Genomic DNA, 21464 nt, shown 5'->3' with positions numbered 1-21464 from the left:
GGACGTTCTTGTCGCTTGCTACAGGAGGCGCAGGCCGACCTCCTTGAGCTGCTTCGAGGAGACCTCGCTCGGCGCGTCGGACATGAGGTCGCTGCCGGAGCTCGTCTTGGGGAACGCCATGACGTCGCGGATGGAGTCCTCGCCGGCGAGCAGCATGCACACGCGGTCGAGGCCGAGCGCGAAGCCGCCCATCGGGGGCGCGCCGTACTCGAGGGCGTCCATCAGGAAGCCGAACTGCTCGCGGGCGCGCTCCACCGTGAAGCCCATGAGCTCGAGCATGTCGAGCTGCATCTGGGAGTTGTGGATACGCATGCCGCCGCCGCCCGCCTCGCAGCCGTCCATGACGAAGTCGTACGTCGCGGAGCCGATGGCCAGCGGGTCGGCCTTGATCTTCTCGACGTCGAGCTCGGTGGGCAGGGTGAAGGGCTGGTGCTCGGCCTCGTAGCGCTTGGTCTCGTCGTCCCAGTGGAAGAGCGGGAAGTTGACCACCCAGAGGAAGTCGTGGCCCTCCCGCGGCACGTCGAGCGCGTTTGCCATGTGCAGGCGCATGCCGCCCAGGATCTCGTCGGAGGTCTTGCGGTCGGCCACGGCGAACATCACGAGGTCGCCCAGCTCGACGCCCATCTCGGCCTTGAGGGCCTCCATCTCCTCGTCGGAGAAGAACTTGACGATGGGGCTGTTCACGGAACCGTCCTCGCGGAACGCGATCCACGCGAGGCCCTTGGCGCCGAACTCGGCGGCGACGTTGGCCAGCTTGTCGATCTGCGCGCGCGGCCAGGCGCCGGCGCCCTTGGCGTTGATGGCCTTGACGTACTGGCCGTCGGTCGCTGCGGCGCTCGCGAAGAGCTTGAACTTGGAGGCCGAGAAGATCGACGTCACGTCGTGGAGCTCCATGCCAAAACGGGTGTCCGGCTTGTCGGAGCCGTAGGTGTCCATCGCGTCCCAGTAGTCCAGGCGGCGCAGCGGACGCGGCATCTCGACGCCCATCTTGGCGAAGGCGTCGGACAGCACGTCCTCGAGCGCGCCCATGACGTCATCCTGCTCGACGAAGCTCATCTCGATGTCCACCTGCGTGAACTCGGGCTGGCGGTCGGCGCGCAGGTCCTCGTCGCGGAAGCACTTGGCGACCTGGTAGTAGCGCTCCACGCCGCCGACCATGAGGAGCTGCTTCAGGAGCTGCGGGGACTGCGGCAGCGCGTAGAGGTGACCGGGCTGGGTGCGGGACGGCACGAGGAAGTCGCGCGCGCCCTCGGGGGTGGACTTGAAGAGCGCCGGGGTCTCCACCTCGAGGAACTCGCGGTCGTGCAGCGCCTGGCGCAGCGCGAAGGTGAAGTCGGAGCGCATCTTGAGGTTGGCCGTCATGCGCGGGCGGCGGAGGTCCAGGTAGCGGTAGCGCAGGCGGACGTCCTCGGAGGTGTCCACGTGGTCCTCGATCTGGAAGGGCGGCGTCTTGGAGGAGTTGAGGACCTCGATCTGGTCGATGAGGACCTCGACCTCGCCGGTGGCGAGCTTGGGGTTGTCCATCCCCTCGGGGCGCTCGCGGACGACGCCGGTGACCTTGATCGGCCACTCGGAGCGGATGGTCTCGGCCGCGTGGAACGCCTCGCCGCCGGAGTGCTCCGGGTCAAAGGAGACCTGCGTCACGCCGTCGCGGTCGCGCAGGTCAACAAAGATGAGGCCGCCGTGGTCGCGGCGGTGCCAGACCCAGCCGGTCAGCGTGACCGTCTGGCCGATGTGGTCGCGGCGCAGCTCGCCGCAGGTGTGGGTGTGCATGGTGTGGGAGTCCATCTGCAATGCCTTTCTCGTCCTGCCGCCCCGTGCCGTACGGGCGGCGCCTTCCGGATGGCCGCGACGCACGTAGACGGCGCACGTCGCAGCGGGGGTGATTGTACTACGGGCAGGCGGGGCGGGGCGCGGGCGTAACCGAAGCACAATAATCGCGCCGGGCGCACGGCCCTTCTCACCGTCGGAGTTAGAAATACCGCGTCGTCCCCCTCCGAGAGCCCGTCCGGGTTAGAAATACCGCGTCGTCCCCGTCGAAACCGCGCGGGAAGGGGGGACGAGCCGGTATTTCTAACCCAAGCGCCGAGAAGAACGGGGACAATGAGGTAGTTTTAACCCGCGCGGCGAGAAGGACCCTACGGAGTGCTCGCAAACGCCTTCTTGCGCACCGTCTTGAGGACGTTTCTCCTGAACGTTCCCCACGAGCCGAAGAAGCGACGGTCGGTGGCGGTCTCCTCGTGAGCCTGGTACTTGAGCGCCGTCAGCTCGACCGCGCAGGCGTAGTCGGCCGCCTGCGAGAGTCGGTACTCGGAAGGCGTGGCGGCTCGATACACCACCGCCTCGCGCGCGAGCGCGTATTCGAGCGCATCGTGGATCGCCTGCGTCACCGCGTGCTGACCGCCGTCATAGTAGACCTTCACCCGGTCGAACTGCTGCAGGTAGTCGAGATTGTCAAAGAGGAAGTTGACCACGTCCCGACGCATCCGCTCAGAGAGGTGCTCGGCATCCGCAAACTCACGCTTTCGGTACGAGAAGGTCTTGTAGCGGATGGGGAGATATCGGAACAGAACGCGAAACGCCGCAAGAAGCCGCAGCCTATCTTCCACGCTCATAAAGGAGTAGTCGTCGTGTCCGTTCATCAAGGGTGAGGCATGAAAGGGCAGATTGGGAAGTCCGCGCGCCGCGAGGCTCTGCTCATACCGAGAAACACCGTCGGCCAATGGCACACTCTGGTCATGGAACACAAGCGTCAGGAGGTAGTAGTCCGAGTCCAAGCCGTCGGCTCCAGACTCATCCACGAAGACGCTCTGCTCTCGCAACTCGGCCCCTCTCGATATAAAAAATGCCGGGGGAAACGCCCCCGGCGCTTGGAAGACCCCGAAGGGCCCACTTCTCTTATACCACACTGGGCGCACTTCAAACGCGCGACCGCCGTAGATGGTCTACAGCCCCAGGAACCCCTGCTCGAACGCTCCAGGGAACGGGAACATGCGGTCTTTGCCGCCCAGGTGGACGACGATGTGACCCTCGTCGAGGCTCACCACCGTGCCCTCGCCGAACGCCTTGTGACGCACGACGTCGCCGACCTCGACCGAGTCAAGCTGCTGGCGAGAAGGGCGGGCGGGCATCGCAACGGACGGCGCAATGGAAGCCTCCGCCGCGGGCTCGGGCGCGCTCTTCTCGACGACGATCGTCGGCTCCACCAGCTGAGGAACCGCGACCTCCGGCTCCACCCGCGAGTCGCGCCGCTTCATCTCCTCGTAGTCCTCGCGCGAGAGCGCCGTGTCGAAGAGGCCCACGCTCGCGTCGTAGGAGTGGCGCTCGATGCCCGTGTAGGACAGGCTCGCGTCCTCGTAGCGACGGAACTTGTAGACGGCGTCGTTCATGACCGCATCGTTGAACACGCCGAGCGAGACCAGCAGCTCGAAGTCGCGCACCTCCAGACCCGTCACCTTCTTGAACAGCCCCGGCTCGAGCTGCGTGATGACGTCCTTCAGGCACTGCTCGCGATAGTCCGTGAGGTACATGAACACGGGGATGCGCGTCGCGAACTTGATGAGCTTCTCCTGGATCTCCTTGCGCTTGCTCTTGAACTCCTTCTCCTCCTCGGAGAGCTGCTTCTTCTCCTTGGGGGTGAGCGACTCCTTCTCCTTCTTGGCCTTCTTCACGGCCTCGGACTTGTTGATGATGGTCTCGATGTCGGAGTTGAGGCTGCGGAAGCCTTCGATGCTCATGAGGGCGCGCATGGCCTCCGGGCTGCCGAGCAGGCGGCGCAGCGTGTCGTTGTCCACGTTGACGAGAAGCGCGCTCTCCCAGCGGCGCGCCAGCAGCGTCGCGGAGGACCCGACCGTGATGGTGTCGAGGATGTCGGCGGCGTTGACCTCGCGCATGGTGGAGCCGTCATAGGCGAGCACCGGCAGGAACTTGATGAACTCCCCCACCTTGCGCTCGGGGCTCGTCTCGTCGACCGAGAGCCGGCAGCTGTAGTCGGAGACCATGACCAGCGCACGGTCGAGGGCGAAGTCGAAGACGTAGCACTGCTGCTTGAGAATCTGCGTCTCGCCCTTCTCGGTGACCGTGGTCCAGGGGCTCTGCACGCGAAACGCCGTCTGGAAGTAGGTCTCGGGGCTCTTGAGGTTGCGCAGCATAAGCACGCCGCTCCAGGGCTTGATGGTCACGCCCGTGGTGAGCTTGCCGCACGAGAGCGTGATCGTCTTGGTGGCGAGCGGGTCACCCATGGCGTGCCGCACGGGCCAGACCGCGCCCACGCCCATGCCCGCCTTGTTCCCAGCCGCAACGATTACCTGGTAGTCGTGGAAGAACGTGTTCTGCCGCTGGGCGAGGAGGTTGGCCATCGCCTCGCAGGACGCCACGTTGGGCAGAAACCACAGCGTGTGCGTGAGCGTGGAGAGCAAGGTCACGTCCGAGAAGGGCATCGGGGGCTTCTCGGCGCCCCTCTTGAGGTCGTCGACCGCCGTCTCCTTGAACGACCCGCGGATGAGGTCGAGCCACTTCTGCACGTACTCCTCGTACTTGAAGCGCGCCGCCGCGCCGCGCCCCTCCGCCGAGAAGAACACGTTGAGGTCGAACTCGTCGAACTCGCCCTGGCGGGCGATGCGTGTGATGGAGTCCGGCATCTGATAGGTCATGAGGACCATGCGCGGCAGCGTCTCGTAGGGGTTGTCCGCCCCGACCCAGCTCTCCTTGTGGGACTGCTCGTCTGAGTAGGTCCAGTTGAAGACCTGGTCTTCGATGAACTCGCCCGAGTTGAGCGCGCGGAACGGTGTTCCAGAGAGATAGAGGTAGAAGCGTGACTGGATGGGCAGCCAGGTCTCGTTGAGCGCGTTGCCGTCACTCGCCGCCATGGCGTCGTCCGCGTCGTCCACGCGGTCGTCGTCCTGCTCCGAGAAGAGCTTCTTCGCAGAATCGCGCCACGCGCCGAAGTGGTATTCGTCAAAGACGACGAGGTCCCAGTCCTCGTCGTGCACCCACTGGTTGCGGGCCTTGATGCCGCCCGTCTCGCGGTTCACGCCGAGGTAGTCCTGGAACGAGCCGAAGCACACGATGGGCCGCGAGAGGTCGCACTCCTCGTAGGTGCGCACGTCGCGCGCGACGAACTGCCAGCCGTCGAAGTCGATGTGGCACTCGAGGTCCTCCTGCCAGGCGGCCTCGACCGCCGGCTTGAACGTGAGCACGAGCACGCGCTTCATGCCCATGTCCTTGGCGAGCTCGTAGGTGGCGAACGTCTTGCCAAAGCGCATCTTCGCGTTCCAGAGGAACTTGGGCGCGTTGTGGGAGCCGGGGATCTCGCAGCTCCTGAAGTAGGCCTCGGTCTTCTCCACCGCGGCGCGCTGCTCGGGGCGCATGGAGAAGCTCTCCGTGCGACGGCTCTCGTAGTCCTTGCGGTCGCGCACCTCGAGCCAGGCGTTGCGCACCTGCTCCACCGTGCAGCGGAACCACTCGCCGCCCACGGGCTCCACGCCGTTTGCGACCAGCCGCTTGTGGACGTCATGGTCCGTGAAGGAGGTTCCGTCGTCGCGCATGGACGACTCGGAGAAGACGATCTCGTAGGGCTTGACCTCGCCGGGCTGAATCACCGGGAACTGCTGCGCCACGCGCCGCTCGACGTCATGCTGCGTGAAACCGACCTTGAGGAGACCGTCATGCTCGCTATAGAGGTCGCGATAGGCATAGACCTGCGGATGGACGTCGGGGCGCTGGGGGAAGAAGGAGGAAGCCATCATCCCTCCAAGTCCATCGGAGAAATCGTCTCTTCAATCAGAGCTATATCGTCACTGCTTAGCTTGTACTTCTCATAAAGCTCTTCATCACTCCAAGAGCGCGTGAAATCCTGAAGCGGCACAAATTGGTAAACCCCTCGCGGTCCATTTTGAGTCTTCTTTTTCACACTAACAAGAAATCGGAATAGCCGAGTTGAGATATAGCTCATTACATTTCTGCACTCGGTTTCCGATGAAAGAGCCTTCTCTGGTCTGTAACCAATCACGAGATATGTCTGCGAGCAAACGCTGTTGACTTCACCGAAAACAGGATGGCCAAGTACTTGGCTATCGGTTCCCGAACCACCTGCAGCTGGGATATAGACCTTATGAAGAGGAATCACCTCATGGTGCTTCGGCACCTGTTCTTCTGATATCCATCCAGAAGAAGAACCTGTAACTGACTTGCTAATTACGTACTTAATCGCGTGCTCAGTATCAGGCTCAGAAGCATAGCCTCTCCAATTGGAGGTCAGCACCTTTCCATCATCAAAAAAGTGCTTTGGGCTAACCAGGCCGGAAAAGTTATTGTCAGGATTGATATAGTATTCGCCTTCGACAGCAGCAATCTTTTGAATGATGGAAATCGCCCGTGGATCACGGATTACTATCCCGGCATTTAAGGAGTCGAGATAGTCAATTCTTTCATTGATTTTTGCACCATTAGGCTCATGGTAGTAGTAGTGGCATTTTCCACTGTAGCTTCGGTTCCATAGAAAGTAACTAACGCCGCCCTTGACCTCTACGCCTGGAAAGCACGCGCTGGCATCTGGAAAATCATGGATTACTTCAAAGTGATGATCTTTCAGCATCGAATCAGTCCAACTCTCCGGAATACCCTGAGCTGTTTTCGTCATCCACCTGCTTGGGGTAATCATGCAGAGATATCGGGGGTTCAAGCTGAGCGCTTGGCTAACGAACAGATTGTAAATCGATTTTGAGTTCGCGCTATTCCCACCTTCAAGTCCAAAACTCATTTGATAGGGCGGATTGCCAATAATAACGTCAAATTTCATACCAAATAGCGTCTCCGGATTCCTAACGTGAATGAACTCATATGCATATGACTCCAGTGACGGATCCCTGCGAAACACCTTCTCCAATGCGCCGCAGTAGACGCACTTTCCGCCCGACCACGTGTGCTGGATGTTGCGGTAGCGGATGTTGCCCTCTTCCCCGTCGAACTCGCTGACGGAGAAGCGGCCGTTGGGGAACTTGGAGCAGTAGAGGCTCCGCCTCGAGAGCAGCGACGTCAGCTCCGTGATGGCGATGCCAAAGAGCTGCTCGTGCATGATGTGGTCGACGCGCTCCTGCAGGTCGGGGTAGATCGGCTCGAGCCCCTTGATGAAGCGCTTGGCCGCCTCGCGCAGAAAGACGCCCGACTTGCAGAACGGGTCCAGGATCTTGACGCTCGGGTCGCTCCACAGCTCCTTCGGCAGCAGGTCGAGCACCTGGTTCGCCAGCTCCGGCGGCGTAAAGACCTCGTCGTTGGAGAGGTTGGCCAGACACGTGAGGACGTCCGGGTTGTACGCGCGCCTTAGAAGGTTAGCCAACGCGGCTCACCTCCCGATAGTCCGTGGGTGGGTACTCGCGTATAGCTGCGGGGATGTAGGCCTGGGTCTCCTCGTCGAACTCCCACAGGGCGTTGGCCTCACCGAAGAGCGACGCCTGCCCGCCCTTCTCGACGTTGCCCTCAAGAAGCTCGCTCAGCAGGAAGTCGCGCCGCTTGACCAGGTCGCCCGTCACGAGCGACCACTCCGCGAAGGTGATGGGCTCGCCGTTTGCGTCCTTGAGGGTCAGGGCGTCGCCGCAGAGGATGTTCTTCTCCAGCGCGTAGCGGACGGCGTCGAGGAACGCGAGCTCGACGGCCCCCTTGATCGCCGAGCGCGCGTCCTTCTCGACGATGTCGTAGAGGCGCTCTCGGCACTCCTGCGCGTTGTCCGGCTGGATCTCCACGCCGTAGATGCTCGAGACGGCGAGGAACGCATAGCGCTGGTACTCCCCCGGACTCCTGCGGTAGCGCGACCGGACCACGGCAAGCTTGCGGCGCAGCACCTCGGCGATGAAGTTGCCGTTTCCGCAGGCAGGTTCCAGGAAGCGCGACTCGATGCGCTCGGTCTCCTGCTTCACGAGGTCGAGCATCGCGTTGACCTCGCGCTCGTTGGTGAAGACCTCGCCGAAGTCCGTCACACGCTGTCTTGATTTGACCTGCCCTGCCATGCGCTTCGCCTCAACTGTTGGATATGTTCAACAGTTAGGCTATATCAGATTGGCTAGCTGTGGTCTATAGCCAACAGCGCGGATGGCAGGGGTCGGTAGCCTTGAGCGCATGGATACCGGAGAGGCCTGCAAACTCGTTCGCACACGCGTCGGCAAGAACGTCGACGGGCTTCTTGGCGCCAAGGGCCTGAGTCAGTCCAAGCTCGCCGCCATGATCGGCGTCGACCGCTCGCATCTGAACCAGCTCATCGGCGGCAAGAGCAACGTCACGCTGGACGTTCTCGTGAAGATCGCTGACGGGCTGGGCGTGCCGCTGACGGAGCTCTTCTTCGGTCTGGACAGCAAGACGCCGTGCGAGCTCACCCCACGCGACCTCAAGATCGACTACGACAAAGGGAACGCGCGGCCGTAGGGCATGTGCGGCGGCGTAGGCGCGCGCTTAAGAATCTGGGGTAGTTGCAGGTCGGTGCGGAATCTGTGCTTACGGTTTGGGGGTTGTTGTAGGTTGGTGCGGTCTCCGGCCTGGTGCTGCCTTCACACCAACAGGCGTTTTGTCAGCGAGAAGGTTTTCTCGCCGTCGCGTGACCTACAACGATCCCAGTTTCTTAAGCGCCGCCGAACGGGAGAGCTGCAACAACCCCGTTTTCGTAAGCACGCGCGTCCCCTCTCGGCGCACGGGTTAGAAATACCGCGTCGTCCCCGTCCGCCGGGCCGTTCGGGTTAGAAATACCGCGTCGTCCCCGTCGAAACCGCGCGGGAAAGGGGGACGAGCCGGTATTTCTAACCCAAGCGCCGAGAAGAACGGGGACGAGCCGGTATTTCTAACCCGCGCGGCGAGAAGAACCTCGCGGCGGCGCACGTGCTACCCTCTTCAGCGGCCAACCGAAGGAGCACCCATGCCTGCCTACGAAACCGTGGTCTTCGACCTCGACGGAACTTTGCTGAACACCATCGAGGACCTGCATCTCTCCACCAACGCCGCGCTCGCGGCGCACGGGATGCCGAAGCACACGCTCGACGACGTCCGGCGCTTCGTGGGCAACGGCATCCGCAAGCTCATCGAGCGCGCCGTCCCCGCCGGCACCAGCGCTGCGGAACAGGACGCCGTCTACGAGGACTTCTGCACTCACTACGCCGCCCACTGCGAGGACCACACCGGCCCCTACCCCGGCATCCCGGAGATGCTGGCCCACCTGCGCGCGGCCGGCGTGCGCCTGGCGGTGGTCTCCAACAAGGGCGACTTCGCCGTGCAGGAGCTCATCGCGCGCCAGTTCCCGGGCGCCTTCGACGCCGTCCTCGGCGAGTGCGAGGAGCGCGGCATCCGCAAGAAGCCCGCGCCGGACATGGTGAACGCCGCCCTCGAGCGCATGGGCGCGGACCGCGCGGGCATGGCCTACGTCGGCGACTCCGAGGTCGACGTCCAGACCGCCGCCAACGTGGGCTGCCCCTGCGTCACCTGCTCCTGGGGATTCCGCACGCACGAGGAGCTTCTCGCCGCCGGCGCCACCACCTTCGTGGACACGCCCGCCGAGCTGGAGCGCGTTCTTCTCGGCACCGCCGACTGAGGGCGCGGCGCGCCGCCCGCTGGCCGCTCGGCAGACGCTCGCCTAACAATCTGCAAACGTGCGCATAACCGTCGGCGCCGCGGGTTATAGTCTTGCTAACGTCCGTTTGGCCTCCGACGAAAGGGGATCGCCATGGGAAAGAAGGCAGCCGAGGCTCTCGATATCGACTACGAGGGTCTGGTCGAGTACCTGCACTGCAACCACTCCGTCTACATGAAGATCGGCTCCAGCGTCTATTACCTCACGGATTGCAACTACGAGTCCTGGCGCGCGCAGGACACCAGCCGTCGCAACGAGAAGAACCACTTCGTCGACTGCTCCGAGCTCGTCCCCACGGTTGACGAGTTCCTCGCGCTCCCCTTCGTCAACGGCCAGACCATCAAGGACGTCTTCGACCACGCCACGTTCTACGCCTCGCTCGAGGGCGAGAAGGACGCGTAGGTCCAAGCTCACACGCACATGCTGCGGGGCCGGCTCCCATCTGGGCGCCGGCCCCGCTTTTGTTTGCGGCGCATCCCGGGCGCCGGGAGCTACTCCTCGCCGAGGGCGGCGCGACCGTAGGCGTCGGCGGCGAGCATGGCCGCCGCGACCTTCTCGGGCGTGACCTCGAAGGGCATGTTGCCGAGGGTGTCGGTGGGCGCGCAGGCGAGCCTGGCCACCTCGAGCACGCGCTCGTAGCTCGCGTCCTTGACGCCGAGCTGCGCGAACGTCACCGGCAGGCCGACCTCCACGCAGAAGTCGAGCACCTCGTAGAGCTCGTCGGCGTTCTCCAGGACGAGCTGCGTCAGCGTACCGAAGGCGACCTTCTCGCCGTGGTAGTAGGCGTGGGTCTCGGGCATGGCGGTCATGCCGTTGTGGATGGCGTGCGCGCCGGCCAGGCCCGCGGACTCGAAGCCCAGGCCGGAGAGCAGCGTGTTGGCCTCGATGACCTTCTCGACGGACTCGGTGCAGGCACCGGCCTCGAGCGCGAGCTTGGCCTTCACGCCGTCGGAGATGAGCGTCTCGTAGCAGAGCTGGGCGAGCGCCATGGCCGCCTCGGTCACGTGGCCGCCGGCGCAGGTGGTGGCGTCGGAGCGCTTGCAGGCGCGGGCCTCGAAGTAGGTGGCCAGCGCGTCGCCCATGCCGGAGACCGTCAGGCGCACCGGGCTCTTGGCGATGACGTCGGTGTCCATGAGGACGAGGTTCGGGTTCTGCTTGAAGAACTGGTACTCCTTGAACTGGCCGTCATCGGTGTAGATGACGGAGAGCGCCGAGCACGGGGCGTCCGTGGCGGCGATCGTGGGCACGATCACCACGGGCACGTCCACGGCCGCGGCCACGGCCTTGGCGGTGTCGAAGATCTTGCCGCCGCCCACGCCCACGACGACGTCGGCGCCGCACCCGCGCAGCACCTCGACGAGGCGGTCGATCTCGGCCTGGGAGCACTCGCCGTTGAAGTTGTCGTAGGTGCAGGCAACGCCCGCGTCCTCCAGGCTCTTGGAGACCACGTCGCCGAAGCGGCGCAGGCCACCGGCGGAGATGACCACGAGCGCGTGGGCGCCGTAGGCCTTGGTGTAGTCGCCGAGGCGGGCGAGCTCGCCGGGACCCTGGACGTACCTGCTCGGGCTGATGAAGACGCGTGCCATGAGGAACTCCTCTCGCTTGGTTGCGGACGATGAGATGGTACCCCGCGGCGGGAGGCACGTTGCACGGGGCGTGAAACTACGCCCGGGAGAGCATGGAGCGTGACGTGAGGTAGGTCACGAGGAAGTAGCCGCCGTAGAGCGCCACGACGAAGGCGACCGTCCCCGCGAGCGCCGTGCCGATCTGGAAGCCCGTGAGCAGCGCCACGATGTCGTTCACCACGGAGAGCGCCACTGCCGCGTGCGCCATGGCCACCACCAGCGGGAAGAGGAAGTACACGCCGATCTGGGCGAGAAGGGCGTGGTCGATCATGCGCTTCTCGGCTCCCAGCTCAGAAAGCACGCGGTAGCGGCCCACGTTGTCCGCCGCCTCGGAGAGCTGCTGCAGGGCGAGCACCGTCGCGCAGCACACGAGCAGGACCACGCCGATGTAGATGGCCAGGTAGGTGACCACGACGGTGGTGCCGGAGGACTGGTCGAGCAGCCCCTGCGCGGTCGTGAGGTTCCAGACCGGCCAGGCGTCGAGCGTGGATCCCTGGCCAATGATGTCGCCATAGGCCTCGTCGATTGCGGCGACGGCAGCGGGCTCCACCTTGGTGCGCTCGCCGTTGTACATGAGGTCAACCACGGTGACGCTGGGGCCGGCGCCCGCGGGCACCATGTCGTCCGGGACCACGAGCGCGCCGGAGACCGTGCCGCCGGCGGTCGTGTCCGAGAAGAGCAGGTGCACGAGCGGCTCGGCGGCAAAGCGCAGTGTCTTGCCGCCGACCTCGACCTCCGGGTTCTGCTCAGTCACGGCGTCCCAGAGCTCGTCGAGGGACGAGAGGTCGTTCCACAGCAGGCACTCCCCCGCCGCGAGCTCCACGGTCTTCTCGCCCGCCATCTTGGCCAGGGCGTTGTACTCGGAGACGGGCACCACAGTGAGGCGCTGGTCGGTGTTGCCCTGCATCATGGTCTGCACGGTGGCGTTGCCGGTGAAGTCCGTGTTGGCAAAGAGCTCCTCCACGGTGGTGTCCACGATCGGGTTGCCGTCGGCGTCGTAGGTGTACTGGTTGACCTGGACGGCGTCGCGGAAGAGCTCGTCGTAGTCGGGGATGTCCGCGCGCAGGCGGGCGATGGCGTCGTAGCCGTCCGCCGCGGCCGGGCCGTCCTTCTCGTACGGCGCGGCATCCTGCACGGCCATGCCCATGGGGTAGCTTATGAGTGACATGTCGTAGGCCGTGCCCACGCGCAGGCTCTCGTTCATGCCCGTTGCCACCGAAAAGCCCGTGCACACGCCGCAGATGGCGAGGAAGAGCATCGCGCACACCAGGGAGATGGAGAGCCACGCGGTGTTGATGCGGCTGTTGAGCTGGCGCATCACGAACATGTTGAGGCCGGAGAGGTAGGTGCGCGGGCTCGCCTGGAGCGCGCGCAGGGCAAAGCCGGAGATCGAGAAGAAGAAGAGCAGCGTGCCCACCGTGACCAGCCCCGTGGCGATCGCGAAGTACGGGCCCTCCTCCATCATGCCGTGCTCGAGCAGGACCTTGTACGCCACGCCGATGAGCGCGAGCGACGCGAGGAAGAGCACCACCGAGAGCGGCAGGCTGCGCAGACGGACCTTCTCGCTCACCTTGTCCGCGTTGATGAGGTCGATGAGCTTATAGCGGCTGACCGTGGACACGTTGAAGACGAGCGTCACGAGGAAGATGCCCGCGAAGCACGCCACCGTGGAGAGCGCCGCGGCCGGCGAGAACGCGAAGACGAAGCCCCTGATCGTGGCCTCGAAGAGCCCCGCCGTGACGTACATCATGACCTGCGAGAGCCCGAGGCCCAGAAGCAGGCCCACGCCGAGCGCGACCACGCCCACGACGAGCGTCTCTATGACGATGATCCAGGAGACGTGGCGGATGTCCATGCCGAGCGTGAGGTAGATGCCGAACTCGCGCTTGCGCCGCCGGATGAGGAAGCGGTTGGCGTAGACCACGAGAAACCCGAGGATGATCACGACAAACACGGAGAGGCCGGAGAGGAGGTCGGCGAGCGCCTGCACCATGCGGCGCTGGTCGGCGGCCATCTGGATGACGGCGGCCTGGTCGGTGATGGAGCCGAAGGCGTAGAAGACGCAGACGCCAAAGGCCAGCGTGAGGAAGAAGACCGAGAAGTCCCTGAAGGACTTGCGGACGTTGCCGAGGGCGATCCTAGCGTACATCTGCGCCCTCCCCTCCCAGGAAGGACACGACGTCCATGATCTCGTTGAAGAAGGTCTTGCGCGTCTTGGTGCCGCGGACGAGCTCGTTCCAGACGCGACCGTCCTTGAGGAAGAGGGCGCGGCGGGCGTAGCTCGCGGCAAAGGAGTCGTGCGTGACCATGATGATCGTGGCGCCGGCGTCGTTGAGCTCCTCGAGGCTCTCCAGGAGCAGGCGCGAGTTGCGCGAGTCGAGCGCGCCGGTGGGCTCGTCGGCCAGGACCAGCGACGGATCGGTCACGATGGCGCGGGCCGCGGCGACGCGCTGCTTCTGGCCACCGGACATCTCGTGCGGAAACTTGTCGAGCACGTCGGCGACGCCCAGGCGACGGGCCACGCCGCCCACGCGGGCCGCGACCTCCTTGGCGGGCGTGTGGTTGATCGTGAGCGCCAGCGCGATGTTCTCGCGCGCGGTGAGGGTGTCGAGCAGGTTGGAGTCCTGGAAGACGAAGCCCAGGCGCTCGCGGCGGAAGCGGGAGAGCTGGCCCGGGCGCAGGGCGGTGATGTCCTGGCCGTCCACGTAGATGTGGCCGGAGGTGGGGCGATCGATCGTGGAGACGCAGTTCAGGAGCGTGGTCTTGCCCGAGCCGGACGGGCCCATGATAGCGACGTACTCGCCGGCGGCGACGTCGAAGGACACGCCGTCGAGGGCGCGCGTGACGTTGTCGCGGGTTCCGTAGAGCTTCTCGACGTCCCGGCAGGACAGGACGGGCTGCGCGGGCTGGGCGTGCGAAGGTGCCATTGCGATTCCTCTCGGTTGGCCTTCTGGTACACGACCATACTCGCCCGGCGAGCAGGACGGTGCCATCGAACGGGCTTATCGCTCCCTTACGCTTTCGCAAGGTTGGCCGTGCAAAAGTGACTGTCCCCTTTGCACGCTTCCCTTCGTAGCGTGCAAAAGTGACTGTCCCCTTTGCACGGCCCCTTTGGCTCACTGCCGCGCGCTGTCGGGGAAGGCAAGAAAGACCGTGGTGCCGACGCCCTCCTCGGACTCGAGCCACGCGCGCACGCCCATCTTGTCGCAGAGCTCGCGCACGAGGTAGAGGCCCATGCCGGTGGAGCGCGCGAAGCGACGGCCGTTCTCGCCGGTGAAGCCCTTGTCGAAGACGCGGCCCACGTCCGCGGCCGGGATGCCGATCCCGTCGTCGGCTATCGCGAGCACCGTCTCCCAGGCGTCGAGGCCGGTCTCACGGCGCTCGGCCCAGATGCGGACGCGACCCTCGCCGTCCTTCTCGCCCCGGTACTTGGCGGCGTTCACGAGCACCTGGCCGATCACGAACGACAGCCACTTGGGGTCGGCGCGCACCGTGTAGTCGAGCTCACCCAGCTCGGGCGCCACGTGCGCGTCGATCAGCGTGCGGGCCTTGTGGCGCAGCGCGTCGCGCACCACCTCCGCCAGCACGACCTGGCGAATCTGGAAGTCGCGGTCGAGCGAGGTGCCGCGCGAGTAGTAGAGCGCCTGCTCCACGTAGCCCTCGATCTGGTCCAGCTCGGCGTCCATGGACTCCGTGGCCGGCGAGGGGTTGTTGCGGGCCACGAGCCGCGCGGCCGCGATCGGCGTCTTGATCTCGTGCACCCAGGTCTCCACGTACTCGCGGTACTCGCGCGAGCGGCGGCGCGCCGCGGCGATGCGGTCGCGCATGGCGCGGGACTCGCGGTCGAGGGCGTCGTAGAGGAGCTGGCCCTCGGGAAAGGAGGGGCGCTCGGTGAGCTCCGTGGCGAGGTAGGTCTCGTCCAGCGAGCTCAGCATGTCCTCGAGCCGCCGGTAGAACGCGCGACGGTGCAGCCAGTCCAGCACGAGCGCCGCGGCCGCTGCGAGCGCGAGCACGCCGCAGACAAAGGCCACCGCCGCCGCGTCCAGCCCGTACACGACCATGACCAGCGCGGCAAACGCGAGCGCCACCGCGCCCACAGCGAGCGGCACCAGCCGGTCGGCGATGTAGGCGCCAAAGCCCACGTTCTTCTCGCCCCCTACTCCACCAGGTAGCCCATGCCGCGCTTGGTGCGCACGAAGTCCTCCACGCCGATCTTGGCGAGCGTGGAGCGCAGGTGGCTCACGTTCACCGTGAGCGTGTTGTCGTCCACGAACTCGTCGGAGGCCCAGAGCTCCTCCTGGATGCGCTGGCGGCTCACGACCGCGCCGACGTTGCGCATGAGCAGCGCGAGGATGCGCAGCTCGTTCTTGGTGAGCTCGGCCGTACGGCCCTGGTAACTCACGCTGCAGCGCGCCGTGTCGAGCGTGACGCCGGCGTGCGTGAGCTCCGCGGAGGCGGCGCCCTCGCCGTAGCTGCGCTTGAGGACCGTCGCCACGTGGGCGAGAAGGACCTGGTCGTTGTAGGGCTTGGGCACGAAGTCGTCCGCGCCGAACGAGAGCGTGAGCAGCTCGTCCATGTCGTTGTCGCGGGAGGTCACCACGACGATGGGCACGGCGCTACGGCGGCGCACCTCGCGGCAGACGTAGGTGCCGTCGACGCCGGGCAGGTTGAGGTCGAGAAGCACCAGGTCGGGCGCCGCGGCCAGGATCTGCTCGGCGACGTCGTCGAAGGTGGTGAGCGCCGTGGCCTCGTAGCCGTTGCGCGCGAGCAGCACGCAGAGCTCGTCGCGCAGGCGCGCGTCGTCCTCAACCACGAGCAGCCGTCGCATATGACCTCCCGGGTCCGCGGTTCTTCTCGCCACGAGGGTAGCACACGGCTCGGGCCGCATTCCGGGATACAAATACGCGACTTCCAACGTTTTGGACGGTTAAAACGTTGGAAGTCGCGTACTGGCAACGCTCAATACGCGATTTCGCACGGAATCGGGCCTCGAAACGTTGAAAGTCGCGTATTGGCGGACACGCGCACAGGGCGAGAAGAACATCGCGCCGGCACGTCACGGTCGCGTTACGCGCGCGGCACGCACGTCCTTCTCGCCCGCGGCGGCGGGCTATGATGTGGGGACCGTGTGACAAGACCCGAAAGGCCAGAACATGACCATCGTCGACATGCTGCGCGCCAACGCCGAGAAGTACCCGAGCGAGGTCGCCCTCGTGGAGGTCAACCCCGAGCGGCGCGAGAACCGCCACATCACCTGGCGCGACTACGACCTGGTGGAGACCACCGACGACGAGCCGTTCCGCCGCGAGATGACCTGGTCTGTCTTTGACGAGAAGGCCAACCGCTTTGCCAACCTGCTGCTGTCCCGCGGCGTGCACAAGGACGACAAGGTGGCCATCCTGCTCTACAACTGCATCGAGTGGCTGCCGCTCTACTTTGGCGTGCTCAAGTCGGGCGCCACGGTGGTACCGCTGAACTTCCGCTACTCCGCGGACGAGATCGAGTACTGCCTGGACAAGGCGGACGTGGACATCCTCGTCTTTGGACCGGAGTTCATCGGCCGCGTGGAGGAGATCGTGGACCGCATCCAGGCGGGCCGCCTGCTCTTCTTCGTGGGCGACGACTGCCCCACCTGGGCGGAGAGCTACCGCGAGCTGGCAAGCCTGTGCTCATCGGCGGACCCGCGCGTCCCGCTCTCCGAGGACGAGGACGCCGCCATCTACTTCTCCTCCGGCACCACGGGCTTCCCCAAGGCCATCCTGCACCACCACCAGAGCCTCACGCAGGCGGCCGAGATGGAGCAGACGCACCACCACCAGACCCACGACGACGTGTTCCTGTGCATCCCGCCGCTCTACCACACGGGCGCGTGCATGCACTGGCTGGGCAGCCTCATGGTGGGCGGCCGCGGCGTGCTCCTGCGCGGCGTCTCACCCAAGACCGTGCTGGAGACCGTCTCCAACGAGGGCTGCACGATCGTGTGGCTGCTCGTGCCCTGGGCGCAGGACATCCTCGTGGCGCTCGAGGAGGGCACGGTGCGGCTGGACAACTACCACCTGGACCAGTGGCGCCTCATGCACATCGGCGCGCAGCCCGTCCCGGAGAGCCTGATCCGCCGCTGGCGCGAGGTCTTCCCGCACCACGACTACGACACCAACTACGGCCTCTCGGAGTCGATGGGCCCGGGCTGCGTGCACCTGGGGCTCGAGAACATCGACCACGTGGGCGCGATCGGCGTGCCCGGCTACCGCTGGAGCTGCAAGATCGTGGGCGAGGACGGCGCCGAGGTCGCGCCCGGCGAGGTCGGCGAGCTCTGTGTGCAGGGCCCCGGCCTCATGGAGTGCTACTACAAGGACCCCGAGGCCACGGCCGAGACGCTCGTGGACGGGTGGCTGCACACCGGCGACATGGCGCGCCAGGACGAGGACGGCTTCTACTGGCTGGTGGACCGCAAGAAGGACGTCGTCATCATGGGCGGCGAGAACATCTACCCCGTGGAGATCGAGGACTTCCTCATGGGTCACCCCGCGATCAAGGACGTGGCCGTGATCGGTCTGCCCGACGAGCGCCTGGGCGAGATCCCGGCCGCGGTCATCGAGCTCAAGGCGGGCGCCACGCTCACCGAGGACGACGTCACGACGTTCTGCAAGAGGCTGCCGCGCTACAAGCGGCCGCGCACGGTCATCTTTGCGCCCGTGCCGAGAAACCCGACGGGCAAGATAGAGAAGCCGGCGCTGCGCGCCAAGTACGGGGCCGACGCCCTCGTCGCGCGCGAGACGCGCCGCTAGGAGAGAGTGACAGTGATTCAATTGGGGACAGACCCCTTTTGAATCATCCCAGGAGAGGAGAGACATGGACAAGCACCTCATGTCCGGCAACGAGGCCATCGCCCAGGGCGCTTGGGAGGCCGGCGTGGCCGTGGGCGTGGGCTACCCCGGCACCCCGTCCACCGAGACGCTCGAGGCCCTCGTGCGCAAGGACGACGTCTACTGCGAGTGGTCCCCCAACGAGAAGGTCGCCTTCGAGGTCGGCCTCGGCGCCGCCATCGCCGGCGTCCGCTCGCTCGTCACGATGAAGCACGTGGGCGTCAACGTGGCAGCCGACCCCTTCATGGCCGCCGCGGCCACCGGCGTGAACGCCGGCCTCGTCCTTCTCGCCGCAGACGACCCGTCCTGCTACTCGTCCCAGAACGAGCAGGACTCGCGCTTCTACGCCGCCTTCGGCCGCATCCCCTGCCTCGACGTCGCCGACTCGCAGGACTGCTACGAGATGGCCCGTGCCGCCTTCGAGCTCTCCGAGCGCTTCGACACACCGGTCATGCTGCACGAGACCATGCGCATCGCGCACACCCGCACGCTCGTCTCGGCGTCCGGCGCGCGCGAGGCCGTGGCCCCGCGCGACTACGCGGACGACATCCCCAAGTACGTCATGATGCCGGCCAACGCGGTCAAGCGCCGCGTGGTCGTGGATGAGCGCCAGGCCGAGCTCGAGGCGTACGCCGAGGCCTGCCCGTTCAACAAGACGGAGATGCGCAGCGAGAAGATCGGCGTCATCTGCGCCGGTGCCGTCTACCAGCACGTCCGCGAGGCGCTGCCCGAGGCCTCCACGTTCAAGCTCGGCCTCGCCTGGCCGCTACCCGCCCGCGCGCTCGCCGACTTTGCCGCATCCGTCGACGCGTGCTACGTAATTGAGGAGGCCAGCGACTACTTCTCCTCGCGCGTCCGCGCCCTCGGCATCACGCTCGCCGAGCCGCCCGTCGCGCCGCTCCCCGTCGCCGGCGAGCTCAAGCCCCAGGTCATCCGCGCCTCCTTCGGCGTGGAACAGCCCGCGCACCTCGACGCAGCCACGGACCTCCCGCCGCGCCCGCCGGCGTTCTGCCCCGGCTGCCCGCACCGCCTCGTCTTCTGCGAGCTGCGCCGTCTCAAGGCCATCGTCACCGGCGACATCGGCTGCTACACGCTCGGCGCCGTCGCACCCTACGGCGCGTGCCACACGGTCATCGACATGGGCGCCTCGCTTTCCATGGCGCACGGCATGGAACTCGCAGGCGCGCCCGAGCGCACCGGCCGTCCGGTCGTGGGCGTCATCGGTGACTCCACCTTCGCGCACTCCGGCATCACGAGCATGCTCGGCACCATCTACAACGGCGGCACCGGCACCCTCTGCATCCTGGACAACCGCACCACGGCCATGACCGGCACGCAGGGCAACCCCGTGAACGGCGTCACCCTCACGGACAGCTCGCACAAGATCGGTCCGCTGGACAACCCGAGCGGCAAGGCGCTCGACCTTCTCGCCCTGTGCCGCGCGATGGGCGTGGAGGACGTGGTCGAGGTTGACGCCCAGGACCTCCAGGCCGTGCGCGCCGCGCTCAAGGCCGCCGTGGCCAACACCGAGCAGCTCTCCGTCATCGTCTTCAAGGCGCCGTGCCGCCTCATCGACCGCAGCCGCGGCAAGCAGCCCACCATCCGCGACTGCCGCGCGTGCGGCCAGTGCATCAAGATCGGCTGCCCGGCCCTCGGGCGCGCCAAGGACGGCACCGCGGCCATCGACCCCACGCAGTGCGTCGGGTGCGACCAGTGCGTCCAGTCCTGCCCGTTCGGCTGCATCACGAAGGAGTAAGCAATGGCTGATACCGAGAAGAACGTGCAGAGGGGACAGGCACTTTTGCACGGAACCAAGACCATCCTCCTCGTGGGCGTGGGCGGCCAGGGCACGATCCTCGCGGGCAAGCTGCTGGCGACGGTCGCCGCCGGCGCGGGCCTTGACGTCAAGGTCTCTGAGATCCACGGCATGAGCCAGCGCGGCGGCTCGGTGAGCACCGTCATCCGCCTGGGCGAGCACGTCGCCACCATGGTCTGCGACGACGGCTGCGCCGACGTGGTGGTGGCCTTCGAGGCCGTGGAGGCCCTGCGCGCCCAGCACTACCTCGCCGAGGGCGGCACCATGTTCGTAAACGACGAGGAGATCACGCCCGTCTCCGTGAACATCGGCAACTTCCAGATGCCCGAGCGCGTGGACGAGCGCCTGCGCGAGATGGGCGCCCACCTGCTGGACGCCGGCGTGATCGCACGCGGGCTGGGCACGCCCCGCTCCACCAACGTGGTGCTCGTGGGCGCGCTCTCCACGGCGCTGCCCTTCGACGCCGAGCTCTGGCGCGACGCCGTGCGCGCCTGCGTGCCGCCCGCGACGGTGGAGGCCAACCTCGCAGCCTTCGACGCCGGCCGCGACGCCGCGCTGCGCGGAGAGGCCCGCTAGACGCCACGGCGAGAGGTTCTTCTCGCCCGCCCTTCCAGCCCGGAAGCCGGAGCGCTCTCGCATATCTCAGAGTTCCAGCGGCCTTTTCCCAGTTGACGCTCTAGGAACTCTGACGTATGCGAGAGCGCTCCCGCAAAGAGGTCGTCACCCAGACACGACGAGACCCCGGCCGCCACGGCGACCGGGGTCTTTGCGTCCTGGTGGGCCGGCGCGTCCCCCGACCACGCCGACCCGTCTTTTCGGGGGATGTACAGAGATACTACCCTACTTTTCCTGCCCGTATTCCGCTGAGAAGGCGCGCCGCTCTCCTCCCCGAACAAAACCGACCGCCTGCGTACTTGTTGCCACGGTACGGGGCGTGTCACGATAGTGTAAGGAATAATCTGTTCGCTACGACCTTACGGTGGTGATACTCATGGGACAGTACGTCGTGGTTGAGAACGAGGGCCGCTACTGCTTCAACCTCTGCGCCTCCAACGGGCACATCCTCATGTCGTCGATCATCTTCCCGTCCAAGGACGAGTGCCTGCACGGCATCGAGTGCGTGCGCGCCTCCGCCGCCGACGCGGAGATCGAGGACAGCACGATCGACGCGTTCGACCGCGAGGAGACGCCCAAGTTTCGCATCTACGAGGACTTCGACGGCCACTACTTCTTCCGCTACATCACGCACGAGGCCGGCGACATCGCGCGCTCCCACACCTACGAGCACAAGGAGAGCCTCCTGCGCCGCATCGAGCGGACCCGCGCGGAGTGCGACTCCTCCCTCGCGGCTGACGAGAACTAGCGCCTCCTGCATGACCCGACTCGGCACGCCCCGGACGCCCCCGACCACGTCCGGGGCGCCCTTGTGCCGGGGCTCGCCGTGGTCGGTCGTCCCGGAATCGCCGGGTTTCTCGCCCGCGCGTCCCAAATTTCGGGAGGTTCCCGTGCCTGGACGCCATGCGCCCGGAGAAGGTTCCCGATTCCAGGAC

General features: G+C 65.9%; 17 protein-coding genes. 7 read left to right on the top strand and 10 right to left on the bottom strand.

Annotated elements, in window-relative coordinates; all coding sequences use genetic code 11:
* Window positions 1-18 precede the first annotated feature (18 nt).
* From aspS to INF26_RS02615, 5 genes are all read right to left on the bottom strand, one after another.
* On the bottom strand, window positions 19-1788 hold the full coding sequence (aspS, locus tag INF26_RS02635; protein ID WP_193529166.1) for an aspartate--tRNA ligase: 1770 nt from the start codon (window positions 1786-1788) through the stop codon (window positions 19-21).
* 350 nt (window positions 1789-2138) lie between these two features.
* Window positions 2139-2822: a DUF3800 domain-containing protein gene (locus tag INF26_RS02630; protein ID WP_193529165.1), complete on the bottom strand. Its 684-nt coding sequence runs from the start codon at window positions 2820-2822 to the stop codon at window positions 2139-2141.
* 123 nt (window positions 2823-2945) lie between these two features.
* On the bottom strand, window positions 2946-5744 hold the full coding sequence (locus tag INF26_RS02625) for a DEAD/DEAH box helicase (protein WP_226371811.1): 2799 nt from the start codon (window positions 5742-5744) through the stop codon (window positions 2946-2948).
* Window positions 5744-7336: an Eco57I restriction-modification methylase domain-containing protein gene (locus tag INF26_RS02620; protein ID WP_193529163.1), complete on the bottom strand. Its 1593-nt coding sequence runs from the start codon at window positions 7334-7336 to the stop codon at window positions 5744-5746. Before INF26_RS02620 ends, INF26_RS02625 begins: the two co-directional genes overlap by 1 nt.
* Window positions 7329-8003 (bottom strand): SAM-dependent DNA methyltransferase, encoded by a 675-nt coding sequence (locus INF26_RS02615; RefSeq protein WP_193529162.1) that lies wholly within the window; start codon window positions 8001-8003, stop codon window positions 7329-7331. Before INF26_RS02615 ends, INF26_RS02620 begins: the two co-directional genes overlap by 8 nt.
* A 109-nt stretch (window positions 8004-8112) precedes the next feature.
* Between INF26_RS02615 and INF26_RS02610 the strand changes: the two genes are divergently transcribed.
* The 3 genes from INF26_RS02610 to INF26_RS02600 all read left to right on the top strand — a co-directional run bounded on the left by INF26_RS02610 (window position 8113) and on the right by INF26_RS02600 (window position 10009).
* A complete protein-coding gene (locus INF26_RS02610) occupies window positions 8113-8415 on the top strand; it encodes a helix-turn-helix domain-containing protein (protein ID WP_193529161.1) in 303 nt (100 codons plus the stop codon).
* Window positions 8416-8899: 484 nt separating this feature from the next.
* Window positions 8900-9568 (top strand): HAD family hydrolase, encoded by a 669-nt coding sequence (locus INF26_RS02605; RefSeq protein WP_193529160.1) that lies wholly within the window; start codon window positions 8900-8902, stop codon window positions 9566-9568.
* 132 nt (window positions 9569-9700) lie between these two features.
* Complete coding sequence (locus tag INF26_RS02600) at window positions 9701-10009, top strand: CDP-alcohol phosphatidyltransferase (RefSeq protein WP_087226183.1); 309 nt, start codon at window positions 9701-9703, stop codon at window positions 10007-10009.
* 89 nt (window positions 10010-10098) lie between these two features.
* Here INF26_RS02600 and INF26_RS02595 read toward each other — a convergent pair whose 3' ends face one another.
* From INF26_RS02595 to INF26_RS02575, 5 genes are all read right to left on the bottom strand, one after another.
* Window positions 10099-11193, bottom strand: coding sequence for a glycerol dehydrogenase (locus tag INF26_RS02595; protein WP_193529159.1), 1095 nt, complete (start codon window positions 11191-11193; stop codon window positions 10099-10101).
* A gap of 76 nt (window positions 11194-11269) precedes the next feature.
* On the bottom strand, window positions 11270-13381 hold the full coding sequence (locus INF26_RS02590; protein ID WP_193529158.1) for an FtsX-like permease family protein: 2112 nt from the start codon (window positions 13379-13381) through the stop codon (window positions 11270-11272).
* Window positions 13371-14159, bottom strand: coding sequence for an ABC transporter ATP-binding protein (locus INF26_RS02585; RefSeq protein ID WP_193529157.1), 789 nt, complete (start codon window positions 14157-14159; stop codon window positions 13371-13373). The genes INF26_RS02590 and INF26_RS02585 overlap by 11 nt, the downstream gene beginning before the upstream one ends.
* Before the next feature lie 189 nt (window positions 14160-14348).
* Window positions 14349-15374, bottom strand: coding sequence for a sensor histidine kinase (locus tag INF26_RS08570; RefSeq protein WP_332307288.1), 1026 nt, complete (start codon window positions 15372-15374; stop codon window positions 14349-14351).
* Between the two features lie 14 nt (window positions 15375-15388).
* The gene (locus tag INF26_RS02575) at window positions 15389-16060 is read right to left on the bottom strand and encodes a response regulator transcription factor (RefSeq protein WP_193529156.1); all 672 of its coding nucleotides are present in this window, start codon (window positions 16058-16060) and stop codon (window positions 15389-15391) included.
* 325 nt (window positions 16061-16385) lie between these two features.
* Here INF26_RS02575 and INF26_RS02570 point away from each other — a divergent pair, with 325 nt between their 5' ends.
* The 4 genes from INF26_RS02570 to INF26_RS02555 all read left to right on the top strand — a co-directional run bounded on the left by INF26_RS02570 (window position 16386) and on the right by INF26_RS02555 (window position 21277).
* Window positions 16386-18020, top strand: a complete 1635-nt coding sequence (locus INF26_RS02570; RefSeq protein ID WP_193529155.1) for a class I adenylate-forming enzyme family protein — start codon at window positions 16386-16388, stop codon at window positions 18018-18020.
* A 64-nt stretch (window positions 18021-18084) separates the two neighbouring features.
* Window positions 18085-19854 (top strand): thiamine pyrophosphate-dependent enzyme, encoded by a 1770-nt coding sequence (locus tag INF26_RS02565; RefSeq protein ID WP_193529154.1) that lies wholly within the window; start codon window positions 18085-18087, stop codon window positions 19852-19854.
* 3 nt (window positions 19855-19857) lie between these two features.
* On the top strand, window positions 19858-20490 hold the full coding sequence (locus INF26_RS02560) for an indolepyruvate oxidoreductase subunit beta (RefSeq protein ID WP_193529153.1): 633 nt from the start codon (window positions 19858-19860) through the stop codon (window positions 20488-20490).
* A gap of 415 nt (window positions 20491-20905) precedes the next feature.
* Complete coding sequence (locus tag INF26_RS02555; RefSeq protein WP_193529152.1) at window positions 20906-21277, top strand: YegP family protein; 372 nt, start codon at window positions 20906-20908, stop codon at window positions 21275-21277.
* The last annotated feature ends 187 nt before the right edge of the window (window positions 21278-21464 follow it).

Origin of the sequence: Thermophilibacter gallinarum, assembly GCF_014982725.1 — a bacterium.
In the GTDB taxonomy this organism is placed as follows: domain Bacteria; phylum Actinomycetota; class Coriobacteriia; order Coriobacteriales; family Atopobiaceae; genus Thermophilibacter; species Thermophilibacter gallinarum.
The sequence above is the reverse complement of the archived record's forward strand: the minus strand, read 5'-3'. Positions and strand labels throughout refer to the sequence as shown.

Bases quoted from the DNA above. Each gene is read 5' to 3' on its own strand.
- aspS (WP_193529166.1), bottom strand. From the start codon at position 1,788: ATGGACTCCCACACCATGCACACCCACACCTGCGGCGAGCTGCGCCGC.
- INF26_RS02625 (WP_226371811.1), bottom strand. From the start codon at position 5,744: ATGGCTTCCTCCTTCTTCCCCCAGCGCCCCGACGTCCATCCGCAGGTC.
- INF26_RS02615 (WP_193529162.1), bottom strand. From the start codon at position 8,003: ATGGCAGGGCAGGTCAAATCAAGACAGCGTGTGACGGACTTCGGCGAG.
- INF26_RS02610 (WP_193529161.1), top strand. From the start codon at position 8,113: ATGGATACCGGAGAGGCCTGCAAACTCGTTCGCACACGCGTCGGCAAG.
- INF26_RS02605 (WP_193529160.1), top strand. From the start codon at position 8,900: ATGCCTGCCTACGAAACCGTGGTCTTCGACCTCGACGGAACTTTGCTG.
- INF26_RS02600 (WP_087226183.1), top strand. From the start codon at position 9,701: ATGGGAAAGAAGGCAGCCGAGGCTCTCGATATCGACTACGAGGGTCTG.
- INF26_RS02595 (WP_193529159.1), bottom strand. From the start codon at position 11,193: ATGGCACGCGTCTTCATCAGCCCGAGCAGGTACGTCCAGGGTCCCGGC.
- INF26_RS02590 (WP_193529158.1), bottom strand. From the start codon at position 13,381: ATGTACGCTAGGATCGCCCTCGGCAACGTCCGCAAGTCCTTCAGGGAC.
- INF26_RS02585 (WP_193529157.1), bottom strand. From the start codon at position 14,159: ATGGCACCTTCGCACGCCCAGCCCGCGCAGCCCGTCCTGTCCTGCCGG.
- INF26_RS02575 (WP_193529156.1), bottom strand. From the start codon at position 16,060: ATGCGACGGCTGCTCGTGGTTGAGGACGACGCGCGCCTGCGCGACGAG.
- INF26_RS02570 (WP_193529155.1), top strand. From the start codon at position 16,386: ATGACCATCGTCGACATGCTGCGCGCCAACGCCGAGAAGTACCCGAGC.
- INF26_RS02565 (WP_193529154.1), top strand. From the start codon at position 18,085: ATGGACAAGCACCTCATGTCCGGCAACGAGGCCATCGCCCAGGGCGCT.
- INF26_RS02560 (WP_193529153.1), top strand. From the start codon at position 19,858: ATGGCTGATACCGAGAAGAACGTGCAGAGGGGACAGGCACTTTTGCAC.
- INF26_RS02555 (WP_193529152.1), top strand. From the start codon at position 20,906: ATGGGACAGTACGTCGTGGTTGAGAACGAGGGCCGCTACTGCTTCAAC.